At 47.8% G+C, this 24,819-nt stretch carries 28 protein-coding genes and 2 tRNA genes; 9 read left to right on the forward strand and 21 right to left on the reverse strand.

The features are described from left to right. Positions 1-13: 13 nt before the first annotated feature. The gene (locus ACJJIT_RS12585) at positions 14-541 is read right to left on the reverse strand and encodes a MaoC family dehydratase (RefSeq protein WP_444898598.1); all 528 of its coding nucleotides are present in this window, start codon (positions 539-541) and stop codon (positions 14-16) included. 45 nt (positions 542-586) lie between these two features. Then, entirely contained in the window at positions 587-1,447 is an 861-nt protein-coding gene (locus ACJJIT_RS12590) for an HpcH/HpaI aldolase/citrate lyase family protein (protein WP_444898599.1), read from the reverse strand. Between the two features lie 185 nt (positions 1,448-1,632). Here ACJJIT_RS12590 and ACJJIT_RS12595 point away from each other — a divergent pair, with 185 nt between their 5' ends. Further along, positions 1,633-2,841: a CaiB/BaiF CoA transferase family protein gene (locus ACJJIT_RS12595; RefSeq protein ID WP_444898600.1), complete on the forward strand. Its 1,209-nt coding sequence runs from the start codon at positions 1,633-1,635 to the stop codon at positions 2,839-2,841. Between the two features lie 55 nt (positions 2,842-2,896). Here the strand turns inward: ACJJIT_RS12595 and ACJJIT_RS12600 are convergent, their stop codons facing one another. The 8 genes from ACJJIT_RS12600 to ccmA form a co-directional block, all read right to left on the reverse strand. Then, positions 2,897-3,490, reverse strand: coding sequence for an IMPACT family protein (locus ACJJIT_RS12600; RefSeq protein WP_444898601.1), 594 nt, complete (start codon positions 3,488-3,490; stop codon positions 2,897-2,899). Beyond that, positions 3,453-4,037, reverse strand: coding sequence for a DsbE family thiol:disulfide interchange protein (locus ACJJIT_RS12605; protein ID WP_444898602.1), 585 nt, complete (start codon positions 4,035-4,037; stop codon positions 3,453-3,455). Before ACJJIT_RS12605 ends, ACJJIT_RS12600 begins: the two co-directional genes overlap by 38 nt. Positions 4,038-4,054: 17 nt before the next feature. After that, the gene (locus ACJJIT_RS12610) at positions 4,055-6,040 is read right to left on the reverse strand and encodes a heme lyase CcmF/NrfE family subunit (RefSeq protein WP_444898603.1); all 1,986 of its coding nucleotides are present in this window, start codon (positions 6,038-6,040) and stop codon (positions 4,055-4,057) included. After that, positions 6,037-6,486, reverse strand: coding sequence for a cytochrome c maturation protein CcmE (gene ccmE, locus ACJJIT_RS12615; RefSeq protein WP_252085318.1), 450 nt, complete (start codon positions 6,484-6,486; stop codon positions 6,037-6,039). Before ccmE ends, ACJJIT_RS12610 begins: the two co-directional genes overlap by 4 nt. Before the next feature lie 82 nt (positions 6,487-6,568). Next, positions 6,569-6,793, reverse strand: a complete 225-nt coding sequence (gene ccmD, locus ACJJIT_RS12620) for a heme exporter protein CcmD (protein WP_252085317.1) — start codon at positions 6,791-6,793, stop codon at positions 6,569-6,571. Between the two features lies 1 nt (position 6,794). Continuing rightward, a complete protein-coding gene (locus ACJJIT_RS12625) occupies positions 6,795-7,538 on the reverse strand; it encodes a heme ABC transporter permease (protein ID WP_444898604.1) in 744 nt (247 codons plus the stop codon). A gap of 13 nt (positions 7,539-7,551) precedes the next feature. Further along, a complete protein-coding gene (gene ccmB, locus ACJJIT_RS12630) occupies positions 7,552-8,265 on the reverse strand; it encodes a heme exporter protein CcmB (protein ID WP_444898605.1) in 714 nt (237 codons plus the stop codon). After that, a complete protein-coding gene (gene ccmA / locus ACJJIT_RS12635; protein ID WP_444898606.1) occupies positions 8,252-8,920 on the reverse strand; it encodes a cytochrome c biogenesis heme-transporting ATPase CcmA in 669 nt (222 codons plus the stop codon). The genes ccmB and ccmA overlap by 14 nt, the downstream gene beginning before the upstream one ends. A gap of 320 nt (positions 8,921-9,240) precedes the next feature. Here ccmA and ACJJIT_RS12640 point away from each other — a divergent pair, with 320 nt between their 5' ends. Beyond that, on the forward strand, positions 9,241-9,948 hold the full coding sequence (locus ACJJIT_RS12640; RefSeq protein ID WP_444898607.1) for a 2OG-Fe(II) oxygenase: 708 nt from the start codon (positions 9,241-9,243) through the stop codon (positions 9,946-9,948). Positions 9,949-10,339: 391 nt separating this feature from the next. Here the strand turns inward: ACJJIT_RS12640 and ACJJIT_RS12645 are convergent, their stop codons facing one another. Beyond that, a complete protein-coding gene (locus tag ACJJIT_RS12645) occupies positions 10,340-10,522 on the reverse strand; it encodes a PA3496 family putative envelope integrity protein (RefSeq protein ID WP_444898608.1) in 183 nt (60 codons plus the stop codon). Positions 10,523-10,960: 438 nt separating this feature from the next. Here ACJJIT_RS12645 and ACJJIT_RS12650 point away from each other — a divergent pair. Then, positions 10,961-11,036 (forward strand) — tRNA-Arg (locus ACJJIT_RS12650). A 336-nt stretch (positions 11,037-11,372) separates the two neighbouring features. Here the strand turns inward: ACJJIT_RS12650 and hdeA are convergent. The 4 genes from hdeA to ACJJIT_RS12670 form a co-directional block, all read right to left on the reverse strand. Then, the gene (hdeA, locus tag ACJJIT_RS12655) at positions 11,373-11,855 is read right to left on the reverse strand and encodes an acid-activated periplasmic chaperone HdeA (protein WP_252085311.1); all 483 of its coding nucleotides are present in this window, start codon (positions 11,853-11,855) and stop codon (positions 11,373-11,375) included. A 289-nt stretch (positions 11,856-12,144) separates the two neighbouring features. Then, complete coding sequence (locus ACJJIT_RS12660) at positions 12,145-12,816, reverse strand: hypothetical protein (RefSeq protein WP_444898609.1); 672 nt, start codon at positions 12,814-12,816, stop codon at positions 12,145-12,147. Positions 12,817-13,280: 464 nt separating this feature from the next. Continuing rightward, positions 13,281-13,715 carry an HNH endonuclease gene (locus ACJJIT_RS12665; protein WP_444898610.1) on the reverse strand — a complete coding sequence of 145 codons (435 nt, stop codon included), beginning with the start codon at positions 13,713-13,715 and terminating at the stop codon, positions 13,281-13,283. Between the two features lie 164 nt (positions 13,716-13,879). Then, positions 13,880-15,844, reverse strand: coding sequence for an aconitate hydratase (locus ACJJIT_RS12670; RefSeq protein ID WP_444898611.1), 1,965 nt, complete (start codon positions 15,842-15,844; stop codon positions 13,880-13,882). A gap of 838 nt (positions 15,845-16,682) precedes the next feature. On the opposite strand from ACJJIT_RS12670, the gene ACJJIT_RS12675 reads away from it, so the two are divergent. Continuing rightward, a complete protein-coding gene (locus tag ACJJIT_RS12675) occupies positions 16,683-16,922 on the forward strand; it encodes a hypothetical protein (RefSeq protein ID WP_444888564.1) in 240 nt (79 codons plus the stop codon). 357 nt (positions 16,923-17,279) lie between these two features. Here ACJJIT_RS12675 and ACJJIT_RS12680 read toward each other — a convergent pair whose 3' ends face one another. Further along, positions 17,280-17,513 carry a hypothetical protein gene (locus tag ACJJIT_RS12680; RefSeq protein ID WP_444898612.1) on the reverse strand — a complete coding sequence of 78 codons (234 nt, stop codon included), beginning with the start codon at positions 17,511-17,513 and terminating at the stop codon, positions 17,280-17,282. A 401-nt stretch (positions 17,514-17,914) separates the two neighbouring features. Here ACJJIT_RS12680 and ACJJIT_RS12685 point away from each other — a divergent pair, with 401 nt between their 5' ends. After that, a complete protein-coding gene (locus ACJJIT_RS12685; protein WP_444898613.1) occupies positions 17,915-18,595 on the forward strand; it encodes a hypothetical protein in 681 nt (226 codons plus the stop codon). A 167-nt stretch (positions 18,596-18,762) separates the two neighbouring features. Here ACJJIT_RS12685 and ACJJIT_RS12690 read toward each other — a convergent pair whose 3' ends face one another. After that, complete coding sequence (locus tag ACJJIT_RS12690; protein ID WP_444898614.1) at positions 18,763-19,431, reverse strand: 3TM-type holin; 669 nt, start codon at positions 19,429-19,431, stop codon at positions 18,763-18,765. 71 nt (positions 19,432-19,502) lie between these two features. Here ACJJIT_RS12690 and ACJJIT_RS12695 point away from each other — a divergent pair, with 71 nt between their 5' ends. The 3 genes from ACJJIT_RS12695 (at position 19,503) to ACJJIT_RS12705 (ending at position 21,280) form a co-directional block, all read left to right on the forward strand. After that, positions 19,503-19,757 carry a hypothetical protein gene (locus ACJJIT_RS12695; RefSeq protein WP_444898615.1) on the forward strand — a complete coding sequence of 85 codons (255 nt, stop codon included), beginning with the start codon at positions 19,503-19,505 and terminating at the stop codon, positions 19,755-19,757. Positions 19,758-19,862: 105 nt separating this feature from the next. Further along, complete coding sequence (locus ACJJIT_RS12700; RefSeq protein ID WP_444898616.1) at positions 19,863-20,474, forward strand: hypothetical protein; 612 nt, start codon at positions 19,863-19,865, stop codon at positions 20,472-20,474. A 608-nt stretch (positions 20,475-21,082) separates the two neighbouring features. Further along, positions 21,083-21,280: an AlpA family phage regulatory protein gene (locus tag ACJJIT_RS12705; protein ID WP_444900917.1), complete on the forward strand. Its 198-nt coding sequence runs from the start codon at positions 21,083-21,085 to the stop codon at positions 21,278-21,280. A gap of 151 nt (positions 21,281-21,431) precedes the next feature. On the opposite strand, the gene ACJJIT_RS12710 is transcribed toward ACJJIT_RS12705, so the two are convergent. Together ACJJIT_RS12710 and ACJJIT_RS12715 are read right to left on the reverse strand one after the other, a co-directional pair. Continuing rightward, positions 21,432-21,519 (reverse strand) — tRNA-Ser (locus ACJJIT_RS12710). Positions 21,520-21,659: 140 nt separating this feature from the next. Then, a complete protein-coding gene (locus ACJJIT_RS12715; RefSeq protein WP_252085300.1) occupies positions 21,660-22,226 on the reverse strand; it encodes a nitroreductase family protein in 567 nt (188 codons plus the stop codon). A 241-nt stretch (positions 22,227-22,467) separates the two neighbouring features. On the opposite strand from ACJJIT_RS12715, the gene ACJJIT_RS12720 reads away from it, so the two are divergent. Further along, a complete protein-coding gene (locus ACJJIT_RS12720) occupies positions 22,468-23,862 on the forward strand; it encodes an adenylate/guanylate cyclase domain-containing protein (RefSeq protein WP_444898617.1) in 1,395 nt (464 codons plus the stop codon). A gap of 13 nt (positions 23,863-23,875) precedes the next feature. On the opposite strand, the gene cyoD is transcribed toward ACJJIT_RS12720, so the two are convergent. Continuing rightward, positions 23,876-24,196, reverse strand: coding sequence for a cytochrome o ubiquinol oxidase subunit IV (cyoD, locus tag ACJJIT_RS12725; RefSeq protein WP_444898618.1), 321 nt, complete (start codon positions 24,194-24,196; stop codon positions 23,876-23,878). Continuing rightward, positions 24,189-24,815, reverse strand: a complete 627-nt coding sequence (locus ACJJIT_RS12730; RefSeq protein WP_252085297.1) for a cytochrome c oxidase subunit 3 — start codon at positions 24,813-24,815, stop codon at positions 24,189-24,191. The genes cyoD and ACJJIT_RS12730 overlap by 8 nt, the downstream gene beginning before the upstream one ends. Positions 24,816-24,819 lie beyond the last annotated feature (4 nt).

A 24,819-nucleotide genomic window follows, 5' to 3' on the forward strand; every position in this document is an offset into this window, starting at 1 on the left:
ACCAAAATAGTAATCAATAATTTTTTGCGGAAAATGGCAGATGTTCTCGCTTGTAAACCAGCATGGTACAACGTATCTCACAAGTTTTTTGTTGTTTTTGATTGGAGCCGCTCAGTAAAATCTCAATCAGGCCAGACTCCGAATCTTTCAGATTGGCACCGACAAACAGCACTTCACTCTCGGCATATAAAGTATCACCTCCAAATACCGGAGCCAGCATATCAATACTACCCCACTCAACAATTCTCTTGCGACGGTAGTAAGTTTTCCAAATCATACCCATTAAACGCTGAACGATCAGAGTTGTATTAATGAGAGGACTTTTAAATTCGGTGTGTTCGGCATAGTACTCATCAAAATGAATCATCGCCTGGTTAAAAGTATTCACACACTCTTCGACATTATCTTGCTGACTGATCGTCACCCCCGGTCGGTGACGAAAAACCTGCCCCACCTTAAAATCCTCGAAATCCAAACCATAACGCTCCCGGTAGCGATTATTGCCAAGAAAAATATACGCGGGGAAACGATATCGATCCATAAGAGCCCTCTGCTTTAGGCATTAATACCGGTAGTCCTGCTTGAATTACTGCCTATCTACCAAGGTAACCAATTTTCTCGCCCGTTCTACCACTGGTAGATCCACCATGCGCCCATCAACCACCACTACGCCACTGGGATTCTCTTTAAACGCCTGTACGATTCTTCGCGCTCTTTGCACAGTTTCTTCTGTGGGGGAAAGCCCTTGGTGAACAGGGTCGATTTGCCTTGGGTGCAAAACTATTTTTCCACGAAAACCTAATGCGGCTACATTTTGGGTTTCCTGTAACAAACCCTCAACATCCTCTAGATCCAGATATGGGCCATCCACAGCATCTATTTTTGCGTATGCCGCAGCCTGTAGAATACGCCCCCTAGCATAACGTAAAGATTCCCAGCTTATATCTGCCCCCACTTCTGCGCAAAAGTCTGCAAAACCAAAACCAATGGCCAGTACATTATCGGAACTGGCGATATCCAAACTGTTCTGCAGGCCTTTTGCCGATTCAACCAGCGGCAAAAGCCCGATTGATTGCTCAACTGGCGCCAACAAGTCATTAAACCAGGTGATTTCTTCGGCAGATTCCACTTTGGGGAGAATTACAATATCTGGTTTTGGCCCCTGCCCCAACAGTAACAAAACATCCCTTAACCCCGCCTCTGATGACAATTGATTGATACGCAACGCTCTCAAGGACGATTGAGTGTCTGGCGGTGGAAAAAATTCTGCTACATTCTGTCGCGCCGCATTTTTAAACTTTGGGGCGACGGCGTCCTCTAAATCTACACAGGCTATATCTGCGCCACTCGTGAAGGCTTTTTGATATCTATCCGGTCGACTGGCAGGCACAAATAAAATGCTGCGACAAAGAAAGCTCTTCTTTAAATGCATGGCAGTAGTATTCACTTATTGGACCCATTCCCCGACCGTTCTTGTACCCATGCATAGTAGCAGCCGACCTCCGCCTTAAAATAAAAGGTACATTAGATTTAGCAATAACCTTGCCTATGCAAAGAACCTTCCCGCTATACACTTTTTATCTAACCTAAACTTGCACTCACCAATATAGAAATTACCGGGAATGTCACTCTATGCTCCCCCTGAAAAGCGTACGCGTAGTTGCTGTAGAGCAATATGGTGCCGGTCCTTTTGGCACACTCTATTTGGCCAATTTAGGTGCGGAAATCATCAAGGTGGAAGATGTCTCTCAGGGTGGTGATGTAGGCCGGACAGTTGGCCCTTACTTTGTAAAAGGCGAAGAGGAGGAAAACAAGGATAACACCAGCTTATTTTTCCAAGGGTTTAACCACAATAAAAAAAGCCTGTCACTCAACCTCAAAACCGAGGAGGGACAGCAGATACTGCAAAAACTTATTGCCACTGCCGATGGAGTTAGCTGTAACCTTCGCGGCGATGTCCCAGAAAAGCTAGGCATCACCTACCAAGCCTTAAGAAAAATTAATCCACGAATTGTGTGTGCCCACCTTACGGCCTATGGCAGGAGTGGAAGCAGGGCAACCTGGCCCGGTTATGATTACCCCATGCAAGCAGAGGCGGGATATTTCAAATTAACAGGAGAACCCGACAGCCCCCCTACACGTTGTGGGCTCTCTTTGGTGGACTTATCTACGGGAGTAACTATGGCTCTGGCCCTGGTATCCGGTATCCTCAGTGCCCGGGAAACGGGTCGCGGCCGCGATATAGATGTCAGTTTATTTGATAACGCGCTGTATAACCTCTGTTACGTCGCCATGTGGCAATTAAATGCCAGTCACAATCAACAGAGACCGCCTCGCTCTGCACACTTTTCTCTAACCCCCTGCCAGCTATACACCACCAAAGATGACTGGATTTACTTGATGTGTAACAAGGAAAAATTCTGGGTTGAGCTGTGCAATGCCGTAGGGCACCCAGAACTGTGCCAGGACCCAAGATTTGTTGACTTTAAAGCGCGCTTAAAACACCGCGACAGCCTAACGGCTGAGCTGGACAAAATTTTCTCAAAAAAAACTACAACAGAGTGGCTCAAGATACTAACCGGCCGGGTGCCTGCAGCTCCTATTTATGATGTTGAGCAAGCCCTGAATAATCCTTTCGTTACGGAAACCGGCAGAATTCGCTCCATGACTAGCGATGCGGGCAACGAGATCAAAATCCTGGCGCCATCAATACACTGTGGAGATGAAACGGTAGAATTCCGGCGAGCTCCACATATGGGGGAAGATAACGAGTCTATCTTACAAGAATTGGGTTACTCAGCCGAAGAGATCGGAAAATTCGCCAAACAAGGTATCATCTAGCCCAAATAGCTCAGCTTCTACGAGATTATTTAAACACCTCGAGCAAGCTGGAAAATTAGTCCTGAATCTCAAATGCCTCCGCTAGCAGGAGCTCTCGTAAAGACTGCCATTGATCTTGCGGTAAAGAAATAGACACTGTTACCTTGCTAGCATAATCCGCCTGGCCGCAACTGCCTTGATGACGGGCCACCAGAAAACGCAAGCGAGATTCCTGGGCAAAATCACAGCATACAGAAGCCTGCTGTAACGGCACAAAGCTCTCCAAAGGCATAGCCTGTAAAGCAGCACCCACCGATCCCCGATAGGCACGCATCAGGCCGCCAACCCCTAATTTGGTTCCACCAAAATAGCGGGTCACTATAGCGCCCACATTGCCAACACCCTGCTTGAGGAGCAGCTCCAGCATTGGGCGCCCTGCACTGCCGCCGGGCTCACCATCATCATCGGCTTGCATCATAGTGGGGTTGGCGGGATTGCCGATAATCAACGCCGTGCAGTGATGACTGGCATCTGGGTACTGCTGGCGAATTTGTTTGAGTTGATGCTGAAAGGCCGTTTTATCCGTTACTGGTCCCAACCAACAGATAAAACGGCTTTTCTTCTCTTCAGTCTCACTGACAACGGGAGATGAGGGAATCTGATAGGTCACCGGCAAATGCGTCCCAGTGCTGGCTTTTTAGTTTGTCGTAAAGTGGCTGTAGTTTAGTTTGCCACACCTTATCGTCCACGATGCCAACGTGTTTACAACGGATAGTGCCCTCGGCATCCACCAGGAAGGTTTCTGGAGCACCAAAGACTCCCAGGTCCAGGGCCAGTCGCCCGTCCCTGTCGGCAACGCTAAAGAGATAGGGATTGTGAAATTTATCCAGCCATTTTATGGCCGCTGAATCATCATCCTTGAGGTTAACACCAATAATAGGTACGCCCTGCTCTGCAAGGGCGTTGAGGTAGGGGTGCTCAACACGGCAGGCCACACACCAGGTGGCCCAAACATTGAGAAGGTGCGGCCCCTTGGGCAGGTCGCCTTTTTGCATGACTTGCTTGTTATCAGCAACCTTTTCCAGGGAAAACTCTGGCACTGGCTTATTCAGCAGCGCCGAAGGCATTTCCTGGGGATTCAAAAACAAACCACGCCAAAACAAAAGCGCCAGGGCCACAAAAATTATCAGGGGTAAAAAGAGTTTTAATCTCGACATTTAATTCTTCCCGAAACTTAGGCCGCCGCCAAATTACCGCTGAGAGATGCCTCGCGCGCCGCCTTAGCTTTGCGGTAACGCTTATCCGCCACGGCAATGCCACCACCAATAGCCATTAGCAAGGCACCCAACCAAATCCACACCACAAAGGCCTTGTACTGCAGGCGCACGGCCCAATCCCCACTGGGATTACTGCGGTCCAATGGCTCGCCGAGGGCAACGTAAATATCACGGAATAAGCCAGTATCAATTGCCGCTTCGGTCATCGTGTTGCCGCCAGAGAAATAATTGCGCTTCTGCGGATACAACTCTGCAACCGGTTTGCCATTCTTGCTAACGTGGATCACGCCCTCGAAAGCACGGTAATTTGGGCCTTGTGCCAGGCGTACTCCACCGAAATCAAAGTCGTAGCCAGCCACCTGATGGCTATCGCCAGCACCCATACGCAAATCTTCTTCCACGCTGTATACGGTCGTTAACACTACCCCCAGCACTGCCACCGCCAAGCCTACATGGGCAAGATGCATCCCGTAGTAACTGGCGCGCTGACGCTTAAGGCCGGCGACAAAAGATTTGGCATTGCGGGTTTTGGAAACGATATCTGCAAGACTCGCGCAAAATACCCAGGCACCAATAAAGAGGCCGAGTACCGCACCCCAGTGGTAATGGTCAAAGGCCAGAGGCCAAACCAGAGCCACCACCAGGGCTGCCAGGAATGGCAGGCGCCAGGCGCTGAGAAGCTTGTCCCAGCGGCTGTCTTTCCAGTTCGCACGCACCCCCATCCCCAGCAGCAGGCAAAGCACCACCATCAGGGGCACAAAGAACAGGTTGAAGAAGGGAGGACCAACACTGATTTTGCCCAGGTTCAAGGCATCTGCCACCAGCGGATATAAAGTGCCAGTCAGCACCATCGCCATAATCAAGATCAGCAGGATATTGTTACCGAGCAGGAAGGCCTCCAATGAGCGGAAGGAAAATACACTGCGAGCACTCACTGCTGGCGCGCGCAGCGCAAACAACAGCAGTGAGATCCCCACAACCACCGCCAGGAATCCGAGGATAAAGCTACCGCGCAACGGGTCAGTGGCGAAAGCATGCACAGAAGTAATCACCCCGGAGCGCACCAGGAAGGTACCCAGCAAGCTTAAACTGAATGCAAAAATTGCCAGCAGAATAGTCCAGCTTTTAAACAAGCCGCGCTTTTCCGTGACTGCCAATGAGTGCATTAGTGCGGTGCCCACCAACCAGGGCATCAGCGAGGCATTCTCCACAGGGTCCCAGAACCACCAACCGCCCCAGCCCAATTCGTAATAGGCCCACCAGCTACCCAGAGCGATTCCAAGAGTGAGGAAAGCCCAGGCGACTACCGTCCAGGGTCTGGCCCAACGAGCCCAAACCGCATCCAAATGCCCGCCCAAGAGCGCAGCAATCGCGAAAGCGAAGGCGACAGAGAATCCCACGTAGCCCATATACAATAGAGGCGGATGGAAAATCATCCCTGGATCCTGCAGCAGCGGATTCAGGTCGGAACCCTCCATCGGCGGGAAGGGCAAAGTGCGATCGAAGGGATTAGACGTCAATATAATAAAGAGGAAAAAGCCGATCAGTACCATACCCAGCACTGAAAGCACTCGCGCTAACAGCTCCGGCGGCAACTGGCGGCCAAATAGCGCCACAGCCGCAGCCCAGCCTGCCTGGATCAACAGCCACAGCAGAATAGAGCCCTCGTGACCACCCCACACCGCGGTGACCTTATAGTAAATCGGGAGAATACTGTTGGAGTTCTGCGCTACATAGTTAACGGTGAAGTCGCTCTGGATAAAAGCGACCGTCAGGCAGACATAAGCGATAAAAACAAACGCAAAGACGCCCAAGGCTAGTGGCCTGGCGGCCTCCATCCACAGGGGACGTGCACTATAACTGCCAGCTATTGGCAATATCGAAAGCGCAAGAGACAGCAGCAAGCCGACTACTAGCGCAAAATGGCCCAGTTCAGGGATCATATCTTCGCTCCATCGGTGCAGCCTTCGTGGGAAACCATACTTTCCGCAACTTCAGGAGGCGTGTAGTTTTCATCGTGCTTGGCTAGTACCTGATCGGCACGCAAGACGCCACTGGGCATCAGCTGCCCGCTAATCACTGCAGCTTCACCTTCTGCAAATAGGTCCGGCAGAATCTTATCGAACACGACCGCCAATTCCGCCTCACCATCGGTAATAACAAACTGAACATCCAGGCTGTCTTCCGCGCGCTGAACACTGCCCGGTACGACACAACCACCGGCGCGGATGCGCTTCTCAAAAGGCACCTCACCTGCGGCGAATGCGCTGGGAGCATAGAAATAATCCATATTTTCTCGCATCGCATAGGTGACAAAACCTACGGCGGCACTGGAAAGGGCGACCAGAACAAGTACCAGGATCAGACGTTGCTTGCGTACGGGATGCATTGTTTAGGTGAACTCCATAAGTTTTTGATCTTATCTGCCCGGCCGCAGTAGCCACCGGGCGAAAAACCCTATCGATTACCAGCTAAGCTGGCTCTTCCATATCTGCCTGCTGCGCCTTAGCCTTGCGCCGGCGCTGTGCAATGCGCTGCTGCTTAAGCAACTCTCGCTGTAGACGCCGCCGCGCCAACTGTGGGTAGAGAACTAAGGCTGCGAGGGCCGCAAAAGTAACAGCAAAGGAAATCCACACATAAATGCCGTGGCCATCCATCGCCAGAAAGTCTGCAAAATTGGCAAATTGAAACTGCACTTTACTTCTCCCCAGCTAATTCCTGCTGTACCCATTGGGTTTTCATCTCGCGACGTAGTATCAACGCGCGAGTATGCATAAGCAGGGTCCAGGCATAGGTACAATAGAAACCGATAATCATTACCAGCAGCGGGTAAAACATACTGGGATCGATACTGCTGGATTCTGTCAGGCGGATAGTTGCCGGCTGATGGAGGGTGAACCACCAGTCTACCGACTTGTAAATAATTGGGATATTCACCGTCCCGACCAGGGCTAATAGCGCACTGGCCTTGTCGGCCAACTGCTCGCGACTAACCGCTTGGGACAGTGCCATCACACCGATATAAAGAAACAGCAGGATCAACATCGAGGTAATCCTGGCATCCCAAACCCAGTAGGTGCCCCAGGTGGGCTTTCCCCAGACCGCGCCAGTAAAAAGAGATATAAAGGTGAGTACCGCGCCGATTGGAGCCGCTGCGCGCATCACCGCAAAGGAGAGTTTCATCTTCCAGATAAGGCCTATGGCGCCGCTGATCGCCATAATGTAATAGCCCGCCAGGGCCAGGAAGGCCGCCGGCACATGGATAAAGATAATACGGTAGCTATTGCCCTGCTTGGCATCCTCAGGGGCAAACCCCAGGCCCCATACCGAACCCGTCACCAACAAAACAACGCTGGCCAATGCCAGCCAGGGCAACCAGCCACTGGTTTTTTGATAGAACCAACGCGGTGAACCCAAACGGTGAAACCATTGCCAAGCCAAGAAGACCTCCGAATCAATTATCCAGGCTGATACGTATTGCCCCCGCTGCCGCCAGTGGTGCCAGGGCTGCGGCAGCAGCCAACAGTGCGGCCAGAATCGCCAGCTGCGCGCTGTAGGCATAGCCATCTATTGCCGCCTGCACCGCGCCGGTGCCGAAGATTAGCACGGGCACATAGAGTGGCATAACAATTAACGCCAGCAACAACCCGGGGCGGCGCAGAGCCACAGTGAGCGCCGCACCTATGGCGCCGATCAGACTGAGGCTCGCGGTCCCCAGAAACAGCGACACAAACAAACACAAATACCCTTCAGAGGGCAAATTCAACATCAACGCCAGGAGCGGAGATAAAAGTGCCAGTGGCAGGCCCGTTGCGACCCAGTGCACCAGGGATTTAGCCAATACGGCAAAATACAGGGGCTGGGGCAACAGTGCTAACTGCTCCAAAGTGCCATCTTCAAAGTCCCCACGGAACAAACTCTCTTGAGAGAGCATGGTGGCAAGCAGCGCCATCACCCAAATCATTCCCGGCGCCATTTTCGCCAACAGTTCGGGCTCTGGTCCCACTCCCAATGGTAAGAGGGCGAGAACCGTTACAAAAAATAATAGTGGGTTGGCAATATCTGCTCGCTTGCGCAATGCCAGGAGCATTTCAATTTTAAAGAGCGCCGCAAAACCTGGAGTAGCGCGTGCTCCAACAGACTGTAATTGGACATCAGTTAAAGACATGCTCTCCCCCCATTTCGTTAAAAGATTCCTCAACTGCATAGTCAGACAAATCGACAAAGTCCAAGCCAGGCAGGTTGAGAGGCTGGTGGGAGGTCAGAAGGAGAGAGCCGCCACATGCAAGATGGTCAGCCATTTGTTTTTCCAGTGCCGCAACACCGGTGACATCCAGAGCGGTCAGGGGCTCATCGAGAATCCACAAACAGGGCGACAGGGGAAGAAAGAGTCGCGCCAGCGCCACTCGGCGGTTCTGGCCCGCCGATAAGCTGCTGCAAAGAGCACCCTCAAAGCCGAATAGATCAACCCTGTCCAGAGCCTCCATCGCCGAGGTCTCTGTAGCCCCATACCAAGTAAGGTTTTCTAGAGGCGTAAGACCTCCCCGAACCCCACCGCGGTGGCCGATATACAAAAGGGACTCGCGCATAGCGCGCAGCCCCTTGGGAAAGGGGCTATTGCGCCAGAGAATCTCCCCATTGAAATCACTGGTGCTGCCGATCAAGGTACGTAACAGTGTGGTCTTACCGGCACCATTGCTTCCCTTGATCTGGATTGCCCCGCCGGCATCCAGCGAGAAATCAAGACCCTCAAACAAGCGCCGGCCATCTCGCTCACAGGCGAGATGGCGCACTTGCAATACAGCTGGGGACTTGGGAGTCACAGACATTGCTTGGATTAAACCACTCTGATGAAAATCTGAACGGCATTATACCGGCACTTGTGCTAATTGCATGATATTCAACGCTCCTGACCTCACTAACTTGATCTCAAGCAAGAATCTTAAGGAATTCAGCGGGTTTTTTTACGCCAGTATTGGCCCCATGCCCAAGCTCTGATATTTTCCTGAGGGTTGTGAGTTGGTACCCAGTACCACCCCTCATAGGAATTCGAGGGAGACTCAGTAGTCAACATCAACAGAAACTTTTGATGTAACCCGGTGCTGAATAAAAACACCGGACCAGCCTGTAAGGACACACAATAATGACTAGCCTAGCTGTGGATGCCAAACGCTGGCTTGATACCAGCGCCATTAAAAGCGACGATACCTTAGTCAATCAACAACCCTTCCCATTCTTTGTGGCCAGCGACGTTCTAACCAAAGAGATGATGCCTTCATTTCTAAAGGACTTTCCCCAATTAAAAGGAGCCGGCTACCTCCCTTACGAGAAACATGAATGTGGAGACTCCATCAATACCCTGATTGAGGAATTTACCCATCCGGAATTCGCCGATGCGATTGGGGAAAATCTAGGAATAGAAAAACTCTCCCAGTATCCGACCTATGTATCTATCAGCCGTACCCTGAAAAAGCGTCACGGCAGAATTCACACCGATGGCAAATCGAAAATTGCCACGGCCTTACTCTACCTCAATCCTGAATGGACGCTGGATGGCAACGGCTGCTTGCGCTTTCTAAAGCGCATTGACGACTTCGAAGATACCGTCGCCCCAGAAGTTCCCCCTTCTTACGGAACACTTGCTGCTTTTAAGCGCGCCGAGAATTCCTTCCATGGCCACCTCCCCTTTGAGGGACAGCGCCTGGTTATTCAAGTTGCCTGGCTGGTAAGCGCTGCCGATAAAGAACGCAAAGCCAAGCGAGGAAAGTTTTCTTACAAACTCAAGCAGTTGATGGGTTGGTTTGGCGGCAAGAAAAAAGAAGACAAGGAAGATACGGTTACACAAATGTAAATTGTTCTGGCCATTCATGTTTCACAGAGGGTTCTGGCCTATGGTCGGCACCCCCTTCCTACTCAATTCCAAAATTAATTCCCATTTTAGAAACCAGCACCAGAGATGGTTTAAAAATACTAATAACCCTCAGCATGAAGCTCAATGACCGGCTATTGGCCGCTTGATTTTTATCAATTGAAATAGACGAAAGAAGGTAGGCGAGATACTTATAACGTAGATCCAGCTAGCTTCGATTAGCTGGTACTAATGCAAACCAAGCATTAACAAGAAAGAGTGCAAAGGCGAAAAATTTAATTGTGCGGCGAACCCTGTTAACGCTCTTATATCACCTACATCAACCTGGCAGACACCGCACTATCCTAAGACTATTGGTTAATTGTTTTTTTAACTAGGCATCAAAGTCGTAATCCAATAATTCTCGACTTAAGCGTCTTTCCTCCAGTTTATCCTCAACCATGCGACGAGCATCCCGTGGCGGCTGAGATGTAGCTTGCCTTAGTACTTCATTTGCAATTTGTGGAATATCCACATCATCAAAAACCATGTGCTTTTCGTTTACGTTAACACCCATACGAAACTCCATAATCTTGATCCGTGAAAGCAGAAACATCCTTATCGCACTTTACGGTGCATTGGCAGATTAGCGATGCCAAACAATCCTGGTCAAGCAGAAATTTACAAGACAACTATGACAGGTTTACTGCAGAATATTTTAAAATTCCGTCATGCAAAATCATCCGCGAATTAACCCATTAAATGTTACAAAGCTAACAAGATAAGTTGAGAAAATTACCAAGAATTGCCGAAAGTGAAAGAGAAGAGAAACTGCGGGAAGTGCAGTAACCCTGTCGCCGTCATGTTACTTCAAGTGACAAGGTTCAAATTTTTAGCGGTTTCGGGGGAAAGTAAGGGGACACTCTCAGATAGACAGAGAAGATAAACACGACATGACATGACATTTGTCCTCGTAACAGATAGAATGGCCGCCCTTCGCAACCAACTGCGATCTGCCCCCGTCGGTTAACAGGATAAACCACGGACCTCCTAAGTCCGGACTGGTGGTTCGAGTCCACCCGGGGGCGCCATTAATCACTCCCCCGCAACGCATCAACTTTACTTCGGCACCTCTGTCAGCTTATGAAACCAGTGCTTTAGCTGAATGCATAAAAAGCGCCAGAAAAAGCCCCGCCAGAAGAAGACCACCCCAAAACATCCTAGCAGAGCGGTTTATATTCCTGCCTCGCTTCGCCTCTTCCCTCGCCGCCTTCGTCATAACTCAACTCCCTTTGTTGCGCACTATCGGGCAACAATAGCAGCTCCTCCTCAAAACAGCACGCTTAGAGGCCTCCCCAAGCCCCTCTCCCAAACAAGCAAAGCCCGGGCTGAGCCGGGCTTGTATCACCTTAGTTAGCTGATAGGCGCTACTGTTTCTGCTTTTGCTTCTGCATATTATTGTTACCGCTGCCATCATTAGTGCCATTGGGGGTTGTGCCTGGATTCGTAGTTCCATTCGGGCTGGTACCTGTATTATTAGTACCGCTACCACCCTGCATATTCATCATCTTATTATCAGACTTGTCCTTGCCGTGATGACGCCCCATTTTATGCCATTCATCCTTAAACTTGGCCCAAAAAGACTCCTTCGGCGCTTTGGTACAAGCCGTAATAATCATCGGTGTCACCTTTTCAGTGCCATCGATATCCAACATGTCACCCTCTTCCTTACCGCGCTTTGAGTAAGCTGAAGCCCAGTACACCGCCTTTGGCTTAAATTCATCGTCAATAGCCAGGAAGTCGGCACAGGTCCAGTCCTTTGCTGGCTTCTTGGGGTGTTTGTCTGCCAGGGCAGCAGAAGCAGCAAGACTGGCAATTACCAAGGGAAGGATGAAATGCGTGCTTTTCACAATAAAATCTCCAAGGTTTTCAGGGGCATTACCCCGTGAATTGACAGCAGGTAATATGCAATCCGCTCGCTTCCCAGGAGCAGACCAAGCCGACACCGACTGGTCACTTTGGGCTGTGCGCAATATAGCGAGTTACTACCTTACAGGCCTCACTCCAGCTCCATAACAGCGGAAACACTAGCCAAGGCACCTCGTGAAAGACTACCTGACCCAATGAAAGGATAGACGCTTTTTTCATTTTTTGGCGTGCCATTCAAAAAACCGTCGGAAAATTCTCTTGATCCCTCAGCTACCTATTAACTATCTCTGCTCCCACCCAATCATTTCCCTCTTGCTCTTTCCCAAGCAGGGAAATTCCAATCCAGATAAACCAGACGATCTGGCTTACGCCAAATATTTCCTTAAAAATTTCCTCTGGGTAAATAGTGGCGACACCTGCAGTACCAACGATCAGGCCAACTAGATTCAGGTATCTTGAAAACACTCTCGCTCGCAAAGCGACTGAACTTATTATGAGTACCCAGAGGCCACCCACCAACTCATTGCCACCCCCCAGGCTTTCAACCATCAGGTAAATCACACCCCAAGCTTCAAAGGCCTTATCCGAGCTGAGCTCCATCAATCCAATGGCATAGGCAAGCCCAATATTGGCAATCATACCGCTAGCAATCACCAATCCCACCCAGATTGCCCCAAACAGCGACGCCAAAATGGTGAGTCCAGCATTTTCATTTTTTAGCTCTTCATATAAACCTACTACCAAACACCCCAACAAGACAGCAAAGACTAAATACATCAATGTGTATACAATATTAAAAAGTAATTGACTTTCCTCCAAAAACTTCATTTTTTCAGCAGGGCTTCCGGCGGACGGGAAAGCCCAAAATAAACCAAAAAATATAAAAGCAGCGATATAGATTAGCCCCATACCTATGGCCGAAACTCCTGCAATTCTATTCATGCCCCCTCCTCTAACTGGAAACTGATTTAAGGAATTACTTTACCAATTTATGATGCCTAACGGACCAAGAGTATCTTCAATTATGCAGCCTTCAATAATCACTACCACAATCCCCAACGCACTAGAAGTTCAAGTGATCGCAGAACCTAGCCTTTAAGCCAAAGGTAGAAGGTGTCCCTTATCACTAAGCTAACATTAATGTCAGAATTCTTTAAGAACCCCAAAGAGATTTCTATTGATGTCCGCAATTCAGATACAACAACCAGCTACCAGCAAATAAATTAGCCAGCCAAGAAAGTAAAATGGGATATTGGAAATTCAAAAAAGAAGAGGAGGGATCGATAACAGAATTAGCAGCCTTGAAACAATATAATTTGATTGCAAATGATTACACGCAATGTAAGAGATCACTTTATAGCAAGCCAGTAATAAGTGGCTTGCTATGGGGTGTACTTCTCAATTTTTTACTGAGCGAGCCTGTACTTTCTGGCAATAGCTCTAAACTGCTGCATATAAATAGTACGAGCGGGCTGATAAGGAGGTAACCACTTATCAGGCCCTCGGCCATTCCGGCTCAGGCCATGCCCCTTGCCAATCAACCACGTATTGGCCGGGTCTTCAGCAAAGACCCTACGTTGCTTGCTACTCCAGCCCCTCCCGCCATGACGAAGAGCCCACGACTCAGGAACAACTGGCTCAACATCCAGATCGGAAGCCTGTTGAATAAACTTGCCGCTATAGGGGTCCATCCACAAACCTGAGACTACCTTGCAGCCATCTTCTCCGCCCAGTGTGACTGGAGCCAGGGAAAGGCGGACTAACAACTTATACCGATTGCTTTCACAACCCTCTGAAGCCTCTCCTTCTATAGGCCCCGCCAAACCGGATGGCGATTGCAATGTACCCTCATTGCAACCAACAATTACAAATATCAATACCATGCATATAATACGTAGGAACATCAAAAAACAACCCGAAAAAGTAACAACACTTCTAAACGCTTATCCTGATAAGTATACAATTTTCTGATAAGCCAACCTACCAACAAAACCTACAATTGTAATTAAAATATTCCACCATCTTCTATTAATCCACCAGAAACACCCTTGATGTAGTTAATCCTTCCACCAAACTTAATTACCTCAACTTCCCTATCAGATAAGTCATTCCTTAACCATATCGTTTTATTACGGCTAAGATTCTTAAGCTCCAAATACGTATTGTCACCAGTGAGACTCGCAAGATCAAAAAACTGAAGCCTATCTCCCTCACCAAAAAACTGATAATCACTCTCATTCCCCATGGTCAATATCAATACTCCGTGATCAATAAGGTTTTTCCTATAGGGCAAAGTAACACTTTTAGCGATGACGCAACGAACACCTAAATAGCGCAAAGTAATTGCCGCATGTTCTCGTCCAGATCCATACCCCAAATTGTGCCCCGCTACAAGAAATAGATCCTCTTCAATTTCTATCGCTCGCTCATAAAAGGAGTTATCAATTCTGGAAAAGGTGTGGCGACTCAATTCTGGGATATTTGACCACATTGGCAATACCTCAGCACCAGCGGGAATAATGTCATCCGTAGTGACATTATCTTCTACTTTCAAAATAACCGGCCCATCAATCACGCTAAGCATCTTCTCCATAACTGGCAGCTTTTTAATATTGGGCCCTTTTTTTAACTCCACTTTTACAGGAATTTCTTGCGGGGCCCCCATCAGCGGTCGCATATCCAACAAGGTTTCCGGCTCTTCATAAACGGGATAATCCATCTCCATTTCTCTGGGGTCTGTAATTTTCCCAGTGAGCGCACTCACAGTAGCGGTTTCTGGGCTGCATAAATAAACCTGATCCTCTTTGGTTCCTGAGCGGCCAGGGAAGTTGCGCGGTACCGTTCTGAGGCTATTATGACCACTCGCTGGGGCCTGCCCCATCCCAATACAACCGCCGCAACCGGTATCATGTAAGCTAGCACCCGCCCCTATTAACCTCTCGAGATCACCGCTCTGGATCAGACCATGTAGCACTTGGCGTGAGGAGGGGTTTATATCGAAAGACATATTATCTGGCACATGAAGACCATTCACTATTAATGCCGGTATAGCGAAGTCACGTAATCCGGGGTTTGCCGAAGACCCAATATAGCTCTGGGAGACCGATCTGCCGCTAACTTCTTTAACTTTCACCACCTTATCTGGTCGCGAAGGGCAAGCAATCATTGGCTCAAGCTCGGACAGATCAATAAAGGCCTCTTCATCATAAGTAGCACCTTCATCAGCACTCAGCTCCGTAAAATCTTCCTCTCTAGACTGCTGGCGAAGAAAAAACCTAACCTGATCATCAGCTGGGAAAACACTGGATATAGCCCCCATCTCATGCCCCATATTGGCAATAACATGCCGATCCATGGCAGTTAGGTTTTTTAAGCCAGGTCCGTGATATTCAACAATCTTATTCCAACAGCCACTAGCGGTGTATCTACGTAAAAGCTCCAAGATAATATCTTTTGCACTTACCCATGGCTGCAGATTACCCTCCAAATGCACCCCTAAAACTTTCGGCATGACCAAAGTGAGTGGACACCCAATCATTGCCAAGGCGACCTCAATCCCCCCTGCGCCCATTGCCAGCATGGAAAGTGAACCTGCAGCACAGGTATGACTATCAGCTCCAAGCATTGTTTTGCCAGGAATTCCAAAACAAGACATATGTACAGGGTGACTAATTCCGTTTCCAGGGCGTGAATACCAAAGTCCAAATTTTCGACAGGCGCTCTCCAGAAAAACATGATCATCCCCATTTCTGTGGTCTGCCTTTAGAAGGTTATGATCTACATACTGTGCACAAAGCTCAGCTTTTACAGATCTAGCCCCCAGAGCCTCAAGCTCTAGCATGACCAATGTACCCGTGGCATCCTCACTGAGAACCTGATCAATTTTGAGCTGCAAAACCTCCCCTGGAACCATTTTTCCACTAATCAAATGACTCTCAATCAACTTTTCAGCAAGATTTAACCTGCTCAAACCACCACCCGCTTTCGAGAAGACTAATTGGAAATAACAAAAATGCTCTAATTAGATACTAATCTGCTTGAATAGAAATTAGCAGTTTTGCAGAAAATTAAGTAAAAGGCGAACCTCTAATGATATTTAAAAGATAAGCCCTGTGAAATTTTTTAAATTCAAATTACAAATATATCAACCCATTCAGCAGCTATTATCTAGAACCAGAATCCAATAAATGGGCATTACAAGCACAAACTAATTTACAGCTTCACCCAATCAAAATAATCAGTATTCATCAACGAAATCAGAAATAGAAAACCATTGCAATACCGTCCTTAAATATTTATAACCATAAACTTATAAAAAAAGCCTCAACAAACCTCCACTTCCTAACTTAAGAAAAAAGATCATTATGCTATTTAACCTTAAGAAGAAGGCTTATAAAGAACCAAACTCCAAGAAGAACAAGCGTTCAACTACTGGCCAACAATCAGTTTGAAAGAGCCTGAAAATCAATGTTATAAAAAATCTTTAGATAGGCTGACCAGCCAACTAGCAAAGGGCAAAAAGAAAGAATCCAACACAATCTCGGCATCCAAATCAAGAGCCAAGTGCAACCCCTACATCCTCATCGAACATACAACCACTATTTCATACTTAGTCATACACAAGACATTCCTCTAACAGAAGTAGATTGCCGTTTATCCAGCCATAATGGTATCTGGATACACTTCTGCTACTATTGGCTGGAATAGTACAAAACTATCATTTGATGATCATAAGAAATTTCTTTACCCTAGATTTCCATACACATTTAACCAGTGTCTCAATTTTTAACTTAACGAGGATTTTTATATTGAAATATTTGCAGCTTACCAGTTTTACTCTGATGCTACTTTTAATGGGATGTTCTTCAGAAAATTCTGGAGATCCTAGCCCTGGTGTAGGCTCAGATAAGGATAAACATGGATGTATAGCTTCAGCTGGCTACCTTTGGTGCGCAAAAACAAACGCGTGTGAACGCCCATGGGAGCTGGCAGAGAAGGCTGGTTTTCCAAACACCTCAGATGATTTTGAAGAGTATTGTGGTAAGTAAGAGTGACAGTAAAATATTCGCTGACCCTCAATGCCACGCCAAGACTTATTTCTTTAACCCCTCAAGCTACCAGCCAAGAAAAATACCTCTGCTGATGTAAGCTAACAAACCTACTGTAGCCTCTACATCTATTGCGAGCTTCACACTCACAGGGAATCGGCTTGTACTATTTGCCAGCCTGCTCATTCTGGAACTGAGCCACCCAATGATTGACTGTGAGGCCAGACTAAACAAGCTGTAGCGTCTGGAGGGTAGCACTCTGTATATTCCTGAATGATAGAATTGCCGTTGTACTGCATGCTCTTTACGGCCTCATACCTATAGTTCGAAAGAGGCTCTCCGCTAAGTTGGCATCAGCTAAATTTTTACCCTTTTTTTTGACTCAAAAAGTTCGGGATGCTTATTCTTCCAATTGTTGATTATTTGCTGTGTTGCCTCAAAGAATTCGCCTATCTCTTTGTCAGCCAGAACCAACTCACTGAGCTTTGTGGTCTGCTCAATCAACCGCTCCAGCTTGCTATCAATGCGCTGGAGCCTGGTTTGAATATCGCCCTTAAACTCAACTATGTGTTTTTGCCCCAGAACGTACATAGCTGATTCATGCTGAATTGCCTGGGTGTTGGCGGTTATCCCTTTCTCAACATAAGAACCCTATATGAAAAAACCAGCCACCAATAAGATAATGCTGGCAATTTGGGTAATAATTATGCTTTTGCTAAGATGCCAACATTCTGCTTGGATCATAGGCTTTACCAAGCAGAATTAATTTTCTACGAAATTTGATTGATAGAAGGTTTGCTTTGAGGGCAGAAGGGGCTTCAATTACAGGTCTTCAGTGCCCATATTTCGACAGCCCTCGCTTTAAAAAAGGTCCAAAACTTAAAACCAGCCAAGCGATATCCAAGTAGATTGTTCATGTTAGAGCAAGGTTATTTAGTTAGTATAAAAGTCTACTCATGCCACCTAGTGGTGCTTTTACAAGGAGAGTCACTATGCCATTCGCTGAACCATGGAGAAGATACTGTTCTGGAGACTTTTTTTATGGGTTTTCGGGAAGTAGAGCGAGGCTAATTCAACAGCTAACGCAAAGAACCATGCAGGATTTTGCCAGCAAAAACACGGTCGCATGGCTTGATCAATTACTAACCGGCACTGCTGTACACGATTGTCATTACTTAAATGAAGACTTTAATAATTTCTGTCGTAGTAAAGAGAAATATAAATGTGTTGTCTCAGATGATTCCAGTATAGAGCCACCCCAAACAGGGGAGGAATCTGAAGACAACAAAAGGTTCAGGAGAAAGAGTAAAGCTGGAATCGAGTTCTTAGTAAAACACCATCACTTCATACATTTTGCAATAGACTATGATATGGATTGGAATGCCGTAATTACCAAATCAGGACAAGGTGAAGGTTTGGTAGAAGCAAAATTTCCATTTGAAAGAAAAACAATGTATCAGTATGACTTCGGTAATGGTTTAAAAAACCGTGTAATTACATATGCAGAAATTAGATTTATCTATAGAAACAGGAATGACGCAGATTTCATGAAACGAATACAGTTTTGGTATCAAGATGCCGCTAACTCTGATAGCGCGTTCAGTCCTGAAGCCCCTCCTTGGGAAAGATACCCTGAAATCTGGGAAAACTATAAACCAAAAAGTGAAGCTTGATTAACTGACAACCCTTAAAAATCACTATTTATAATTTGTCCGTCTGAGTACCATGCGTTTTATCATATGAACGCATTGCACCCATTCCGAGCATGGCCGCTATCATCGAGAACAGCTCACCAGTTTCTAGTACTAGCGGTGGAGTCACCCCTGTAAGTATTGAACCCTTAGCGCTGTAGAGGGCCCAGACCCAACACGGCAATGGATATATAAGCGAAGGCCAAGCCCCCACCCCATCCAACCCAGGGAAGCCAGCCAGCGACAAATATGCTTTTATGTCGGGCTTCGGCTTTGTTGACCTCCAGCTGTCCGAGAAGCAATTGAATTTGAATATTTAGCTCTACCAAGCTGTCCCTTTGCTTGAGTTCCTCCAGCTTCTGTACTTCCCAAGCACATTTAACCGGGTCAGGCCAACTGCGCTCAATAGCCATTGTGCCTGCATCAAAAATTGCTGTTAGTGGGTCGTAACTCCACTCTGTGAGGCAGGTGCGCTCGCCTGGCATAGATTCAAGGTCATCCAGGTGAAGGAATCGTCCTTTAAATGCTCCCTTCTGTTTTACCCCTATACCGGTGAAGTCTTCCTCCTGGGCTATTTGGATTAACCGATAGGCTCCCCCTAAAGCTACCTGCACATCGACAGCCTGCCTGGCAGTATGAGTCATGGTGGCATTAACATGGGCGTTGTGTACGGGGCAGCAGCAACCGGAATTAATGACTATTGGCTTGCCATGGCACTCCCTGACTTTAATCAGGCGATTGAGCGTTTCATCTTTGAAATGGTTTTTGTCACAACAACAGGTGAACTCCGGCTCTGTGAAGTAGTCTTTTTGGGACATTGGCAGTCTCAAATTTTAGGCATAAAAAAACCGGCTGGGGGCCGGCTTAAGAAAGGATGAACGGTCGCTGCATGAAAACCAAAGCAGCTATGGGTATAGTAACCCCCGCCCACACACACTGTCAATATATACAACTGTATTTTTATACAGCTGAATACGCTGGCTTAAGTTTCAACTCGCCAAACTGGCACAAAAAACCCCGCATTCAGGGAATTTCGGGACATTTAGCTAAGGAATTTCGTACTTATCCCAGTATGGGGCTTCTATATAGTTCTGACAAAGAGAAAGTCAAAGGTTTTCTACTTGCCAATATGGCACCACATTAACTTTTATCGCTTATTAAACTGCCAGCATAGGTTTACCGCTTGACATAATAACTTCGCCTAACATTAAATTTTACATCGCCGCCTAATCAAAAATGGAGAGGACCAATGAGGGCCTACCCGATAATTTTTGCATTAATAATTAACTTATTTTCTTCAAGTAATACATTCGCCAATAAAAGCATGGATAACGTATTAGAGGATTCGAATTATAATTCGCTAAAATCCGTTTCCGAGCACTCAATAGCCAATGAAGATATTTCTCGCTCAGACTTAGTTCAACTCACAAATAGAGCGCAGTTTCAAGTAGAAGAATCTGACGCATCCATACTGGCAGATTTATCTGTTGATGGTCAATCAGTAAGATTTATTACGGAAAAATCTCAGAGTAACCCAGACTTTCTTAACATAACCATCAGGGTTGCTAGCGCGAACTACAACATAGAGTTAGATCTGGAAAACTCCGAGTATGTAGTGTCTGGTTATGGCTCAAAACTTGGTATTGAAGGAAAACTACTTATTGCCGCCATAGCTTGGAAAATGGAAGAGAATAACTGGCATATATCCGAAAACTTATACAAATCCAAATCATACAGAATCGCCAACTGGTTCTCTGAAATGCCAGCAGGAATGATAATGCATACTATTGATTCAAGAACCAAGCCAGAGAAGGGCGAACCAGATTCTTATAATAGACAATCCGTTGTACCCCAAATATAAGTTTTAGCCCTTTGGCCTTACCTCCCAACTTCAGGGAAAGCAGCTGAATCCCCACAACTGCCATCTTTAAGTCCGACAATACCTCTATACGAACTTGGTGATTCCCCGGCGGCTATTCTTTAATCGCCAGGGTGATAACAAAAAACTGCTGCTTCTGGATTATCACTGCAGTGCGGGTGTAGAGTTTGAACGCTATATCAGTTGCATATCACAGGCCTTTCAGCGTGGATGTATTCAGGATGGGCACCGACTTCTTGCTCCCGGTCTGCCACTAAGAGAACTCGCTTAAGCACTTAGGCAGACTGTATAAGCGGGATCTTCTTTGATTTTTGGATCTCTACCAGATAAACCCTTTCAGTCTCTATATGAATGTTCAGTGCTATCTTCCGGCGTAACTCGTAGAGCGGTTTCTATTGCTTTTCCATGTACTCTACCTTTATTGCTTGCCAACCTGTATTGCCTAGCATGTCAGCGATTGGTATGCCACGAGAACAATAGTTGCCCAAATACTTGGCACCTTCGCTTGCTGCCCCAAGGTGCAATATGTAGAGGGAATTACATTTATTTGTGGTGTGATCAATAAAAATTACTATGGTGAGGGATATGTAATGGCATCAACCTTAATATCTAGAAAATCTCACAGCATACCTCGCAGACATAAAGTCGAAGGACCTACAGGTTATAAGCGCAACAGCATTTACCGAATGATTAAAGAGGGCAGCTATCCTCATCAGCGACAAATAGACCCAGAAGCCGTGGGCGGGGGAAAGCCAGAATATCGAGGTTTGGATAGATGTAAGGTTTGATAGCAGAACATAATGCTAGGTCGAAGCCGAGCTGCTCTCCACCTACAGCCATCATTGAATAATTGCCTGTTAAAGATCAAAGCGGGGGCCAAACAGGGGGACTGAAGATTCTTGAAACGAAAAAGCCCGGCATCAGCCGGGCTTTAAAATATGGCGGTGAGGGAGGGATTCGAACCCTCGATGCCTTTCGACATACACACTTTCCAGGCGTGCTCCTTCGGCCACTCGGACACCTCACCAAATTGTCACCCTCCGCGAGGGTAATCCTCTTTTCAGAGGAGCTCTCTCTTTAGCAAAATCTTCAAGGAAATCAGGAAGATAGCTGCTGTCTCATCGAGAGAGCGCGCACTTTACCCAAATGTTTCCGGTTGTGCAAGTACTAATTTGCTTTCCACTGTGAAAAAAAATCATCCACTTGTAAATCCGGTGCCTGGCGTGCCGCTTTATCGGGGGTTCCACAGTAGATAAACCCATCAATACGTTCATTTTCAGCCAAACCCAAACCTTGGGCAACCTGGGGATTATTGGCTAATGGTCCGGTGCGCCAGTAAACACCCACCCCCTCGGCATAAGCGGCTGTGAGCATTGCCTGCACCGCCCCTGCTGTGGACATATGTTGCTCCAGATGGGGAACCTTGGGGTGTTCCTGTAACCGTGTAATTGCCACAATAATCAAGGGGGCGCGCAGGGGCATCGCCAAGGTGCGTTGACGCTGAGCTTCAGTTAGAGGAACACCTTCAGACTGCTCAGCCGCTTTTAGAAATATTTCCCCAAGGCGCTCGCGCTCTTGGCCCTCTACCATTAGAAACCGCCAGGGGCGTAGGCAGGCGTGATCCGCTGCACGCAGTGCTGCGCGAAAGATATTTTGCCGCTGCTGCTCATTGGGTGCAGGCTCGACCAGCTTGCCCGTTGAAACTCTATTATGCAGGGCGGTCAGGGCATCCATCGTTCTCTCCATTTACTGACTGAGCGCTGAGTGTACCCTAACCCATCTGCGCAGCGCATACGTACGCCCCACATAAAAACCCTGTACAGGCATCGGTTTTTTAGCAATCTGGCTTTTGTAGGAGTACACTTCGCCCAGTAAATCACTGCGCAACCACTTGCTCCCAGAACTTTCCGGGACCAATCTGTGGCCTGCCTGCGGTTTGTTTATTACTGCTTAACGGACAAAAAGATAACCACAAATGCAGGACCAGCTTGAGGGGAACAAAGGGCGAAATATCAGCCCGCATTACTCGACTTATTTTCGCTGCCTAATTCTTTTTGCGGGTGCGGGAACCCTGGTAACTGCAATCGAGTGGTCATCTTCTTGGCAACCGGACAAACTGCTCAATGTTGGTGCAGCGGCTTTTATGCTGGTTTATTGCACTTTTGCTCAATTCATACTCTACAGATCCCGCGATAAGAAGGCTTATAAAACCCGTCGCATCCTAAGATTTTCCGATACCGTATTGGTAGGCATTACCGTTGCCCTGGCTAATTTCAGCATGCTGCCATCTCTGTTATTCATTACGATGGTTCAACTCAATGCGCTTTCCCTGGGAGGGGGGCGCCAGTGGTTTGAGCACAACACCGGCCTTTTAGTCGGCGTGGTACTGGGTTACCTGATGCACAGGCCGGCATTATTGATTAACGCCGACCTCACCATAAGCACCATGAGCCTGATTGGTATCCTGGTCTACCTCTGTGCCTATGCCTTTTTTACTCACCGCCAGATTGGCAAGCTCAAGGAAGCCAACCACACCCTGGCAACAGAGCAGCGCGTAAGCAAGGTGCGCTCTTACAAACTCTCCAAGTATTTGCCACAACGCCTGTGGCGCTCCGTAACCACCGGCGATGAAGAAGCACTGACTACCCAGCGCAAGCTGCTTACGGTGTTCTTTTCCGATATCAAAGATTTCAGCCAGTTGACCGAAGAGCTCGAAGCGGAAACCTTTACCCTCCTACTCAACAACTACCTCTCGGAGATGGCCCGAATCGCAGGCCAGTATGGGGGCACCATCGACAAATTTATCGGCGATGCGGTGATGGTGGTCTTTGGGGATGATGAAAGTAAGGGCCCCAAATCCGACGCCCTGCGCTGTGTGGCTATGGCTTTGGCGATGCGCAAGCGGGTGCGGGAAATGAAGCAGGAGTGGTACAACAAAGGGATCTCACGCCCTTTGCAGGTGCGCATGGGCATTAACACTGGCTATTGCACTGTGGGTATCTTCGGCACAGCCAACTACCAGTCTTACACCGTAATGGGCACCCACGTGAACCTGGCTTCCCGCCTGGAAGGCGCGGCACAGCCGGGGGAAATCCTGATTAGCCATGAGACCTGGGCAATGATCAAGCACACTGTTATGTGCCGAGACAAAGGGCATATTACGGTGAAGGGCATCAGCACCCCGGTTAAAGTCTACCAAGTCACCGACTTGCGCAAGAATCTCGGCGGACAGCAGAGTTACCTGGAGGAGCACGCCCCAGGCTTTTCTATGCACCTAGACCTGGATAAGATTCGCAACTACGACAAGGTCAAGGTACTGCAATCCCTGGAAAAAGCCACAACCAGCCTTAAAAGCAAAGTGATTATCTGAGCTTAGGGACCCGTCACATTGTGGTATGCATTCTCATTGCCAAGTTCCCCATAATCCAGGCAGTCCCCAAGACAATAATCAGTAAAATCAGCGTTGAAAAAAGGATCAGAGCCAGATTATCCCGCCCTTCCTTTTGCGTTGTCACATTCAAGAAGCATTTGAGTTGTACCGCCAATTGGGCCACCCCAAGCAAACCTACCAATATAAGTACACTCTTGTATTCCTTACCCAGAGCCAGTACCGCCCAGAATGCAGCCAACGTAAACACAACCGACAGCACATACCCGGTAAGATAGGTGCGCAAATGTGTGGAAAAACCGGATTTTTCAGCCATAGACCCAGCCACCAAAATAAACTACTGAGAAAATCCCAATCCAAATCAAATCCAGGAAATGCCAGAACAGCGCCAATCGTAAAAAGCGCAACTTCACCAGATCAGTCATGCCCACTGTAAGTACCTGTGCGATCATGACCAGCATCCACAGGCAGCCAAAGCTGACATGTAAACCATGTAGGGGCACCAAACCAAAGAAGGCTGATAGATAGCCGCTGCGCTGGGGCGTCCCTCCCTTGGCTGCCATTTCAGAGAAATCGAGCAACTCAAGAGTTAAGAAGCCCAGCCCCAACAGTAAAGTCACCACCACCCAAAACAGGAAACTGCCCTGGCTGCGCTGGTGCTTCATGGTGATAGTGGCTATCCCCACGGTGAGACTGCTTGTGAGTAGCAACATGGTCTGCGCAAAAAGACTGCCGAAATCAAATAGCTCCCTGGGACCAGGGCCGCCTGCGGTCGCACCAATCATGGTGATATAGATAGCGAAAACGACCCCGAAAAAAATCAGGTCGCTCATCATAAAAACCCAGAATCCAAAGATCACCATATCCGGGTCTTTATGAATGGCTCCAGGGCTCTCTCTCATCCCCTTATTTAGCGCTGATGAATTCCCGTTCATCGGT

This window comes from Microbulbifer mixtoriginis (SeqCode) (assembly GCF_052467515.1).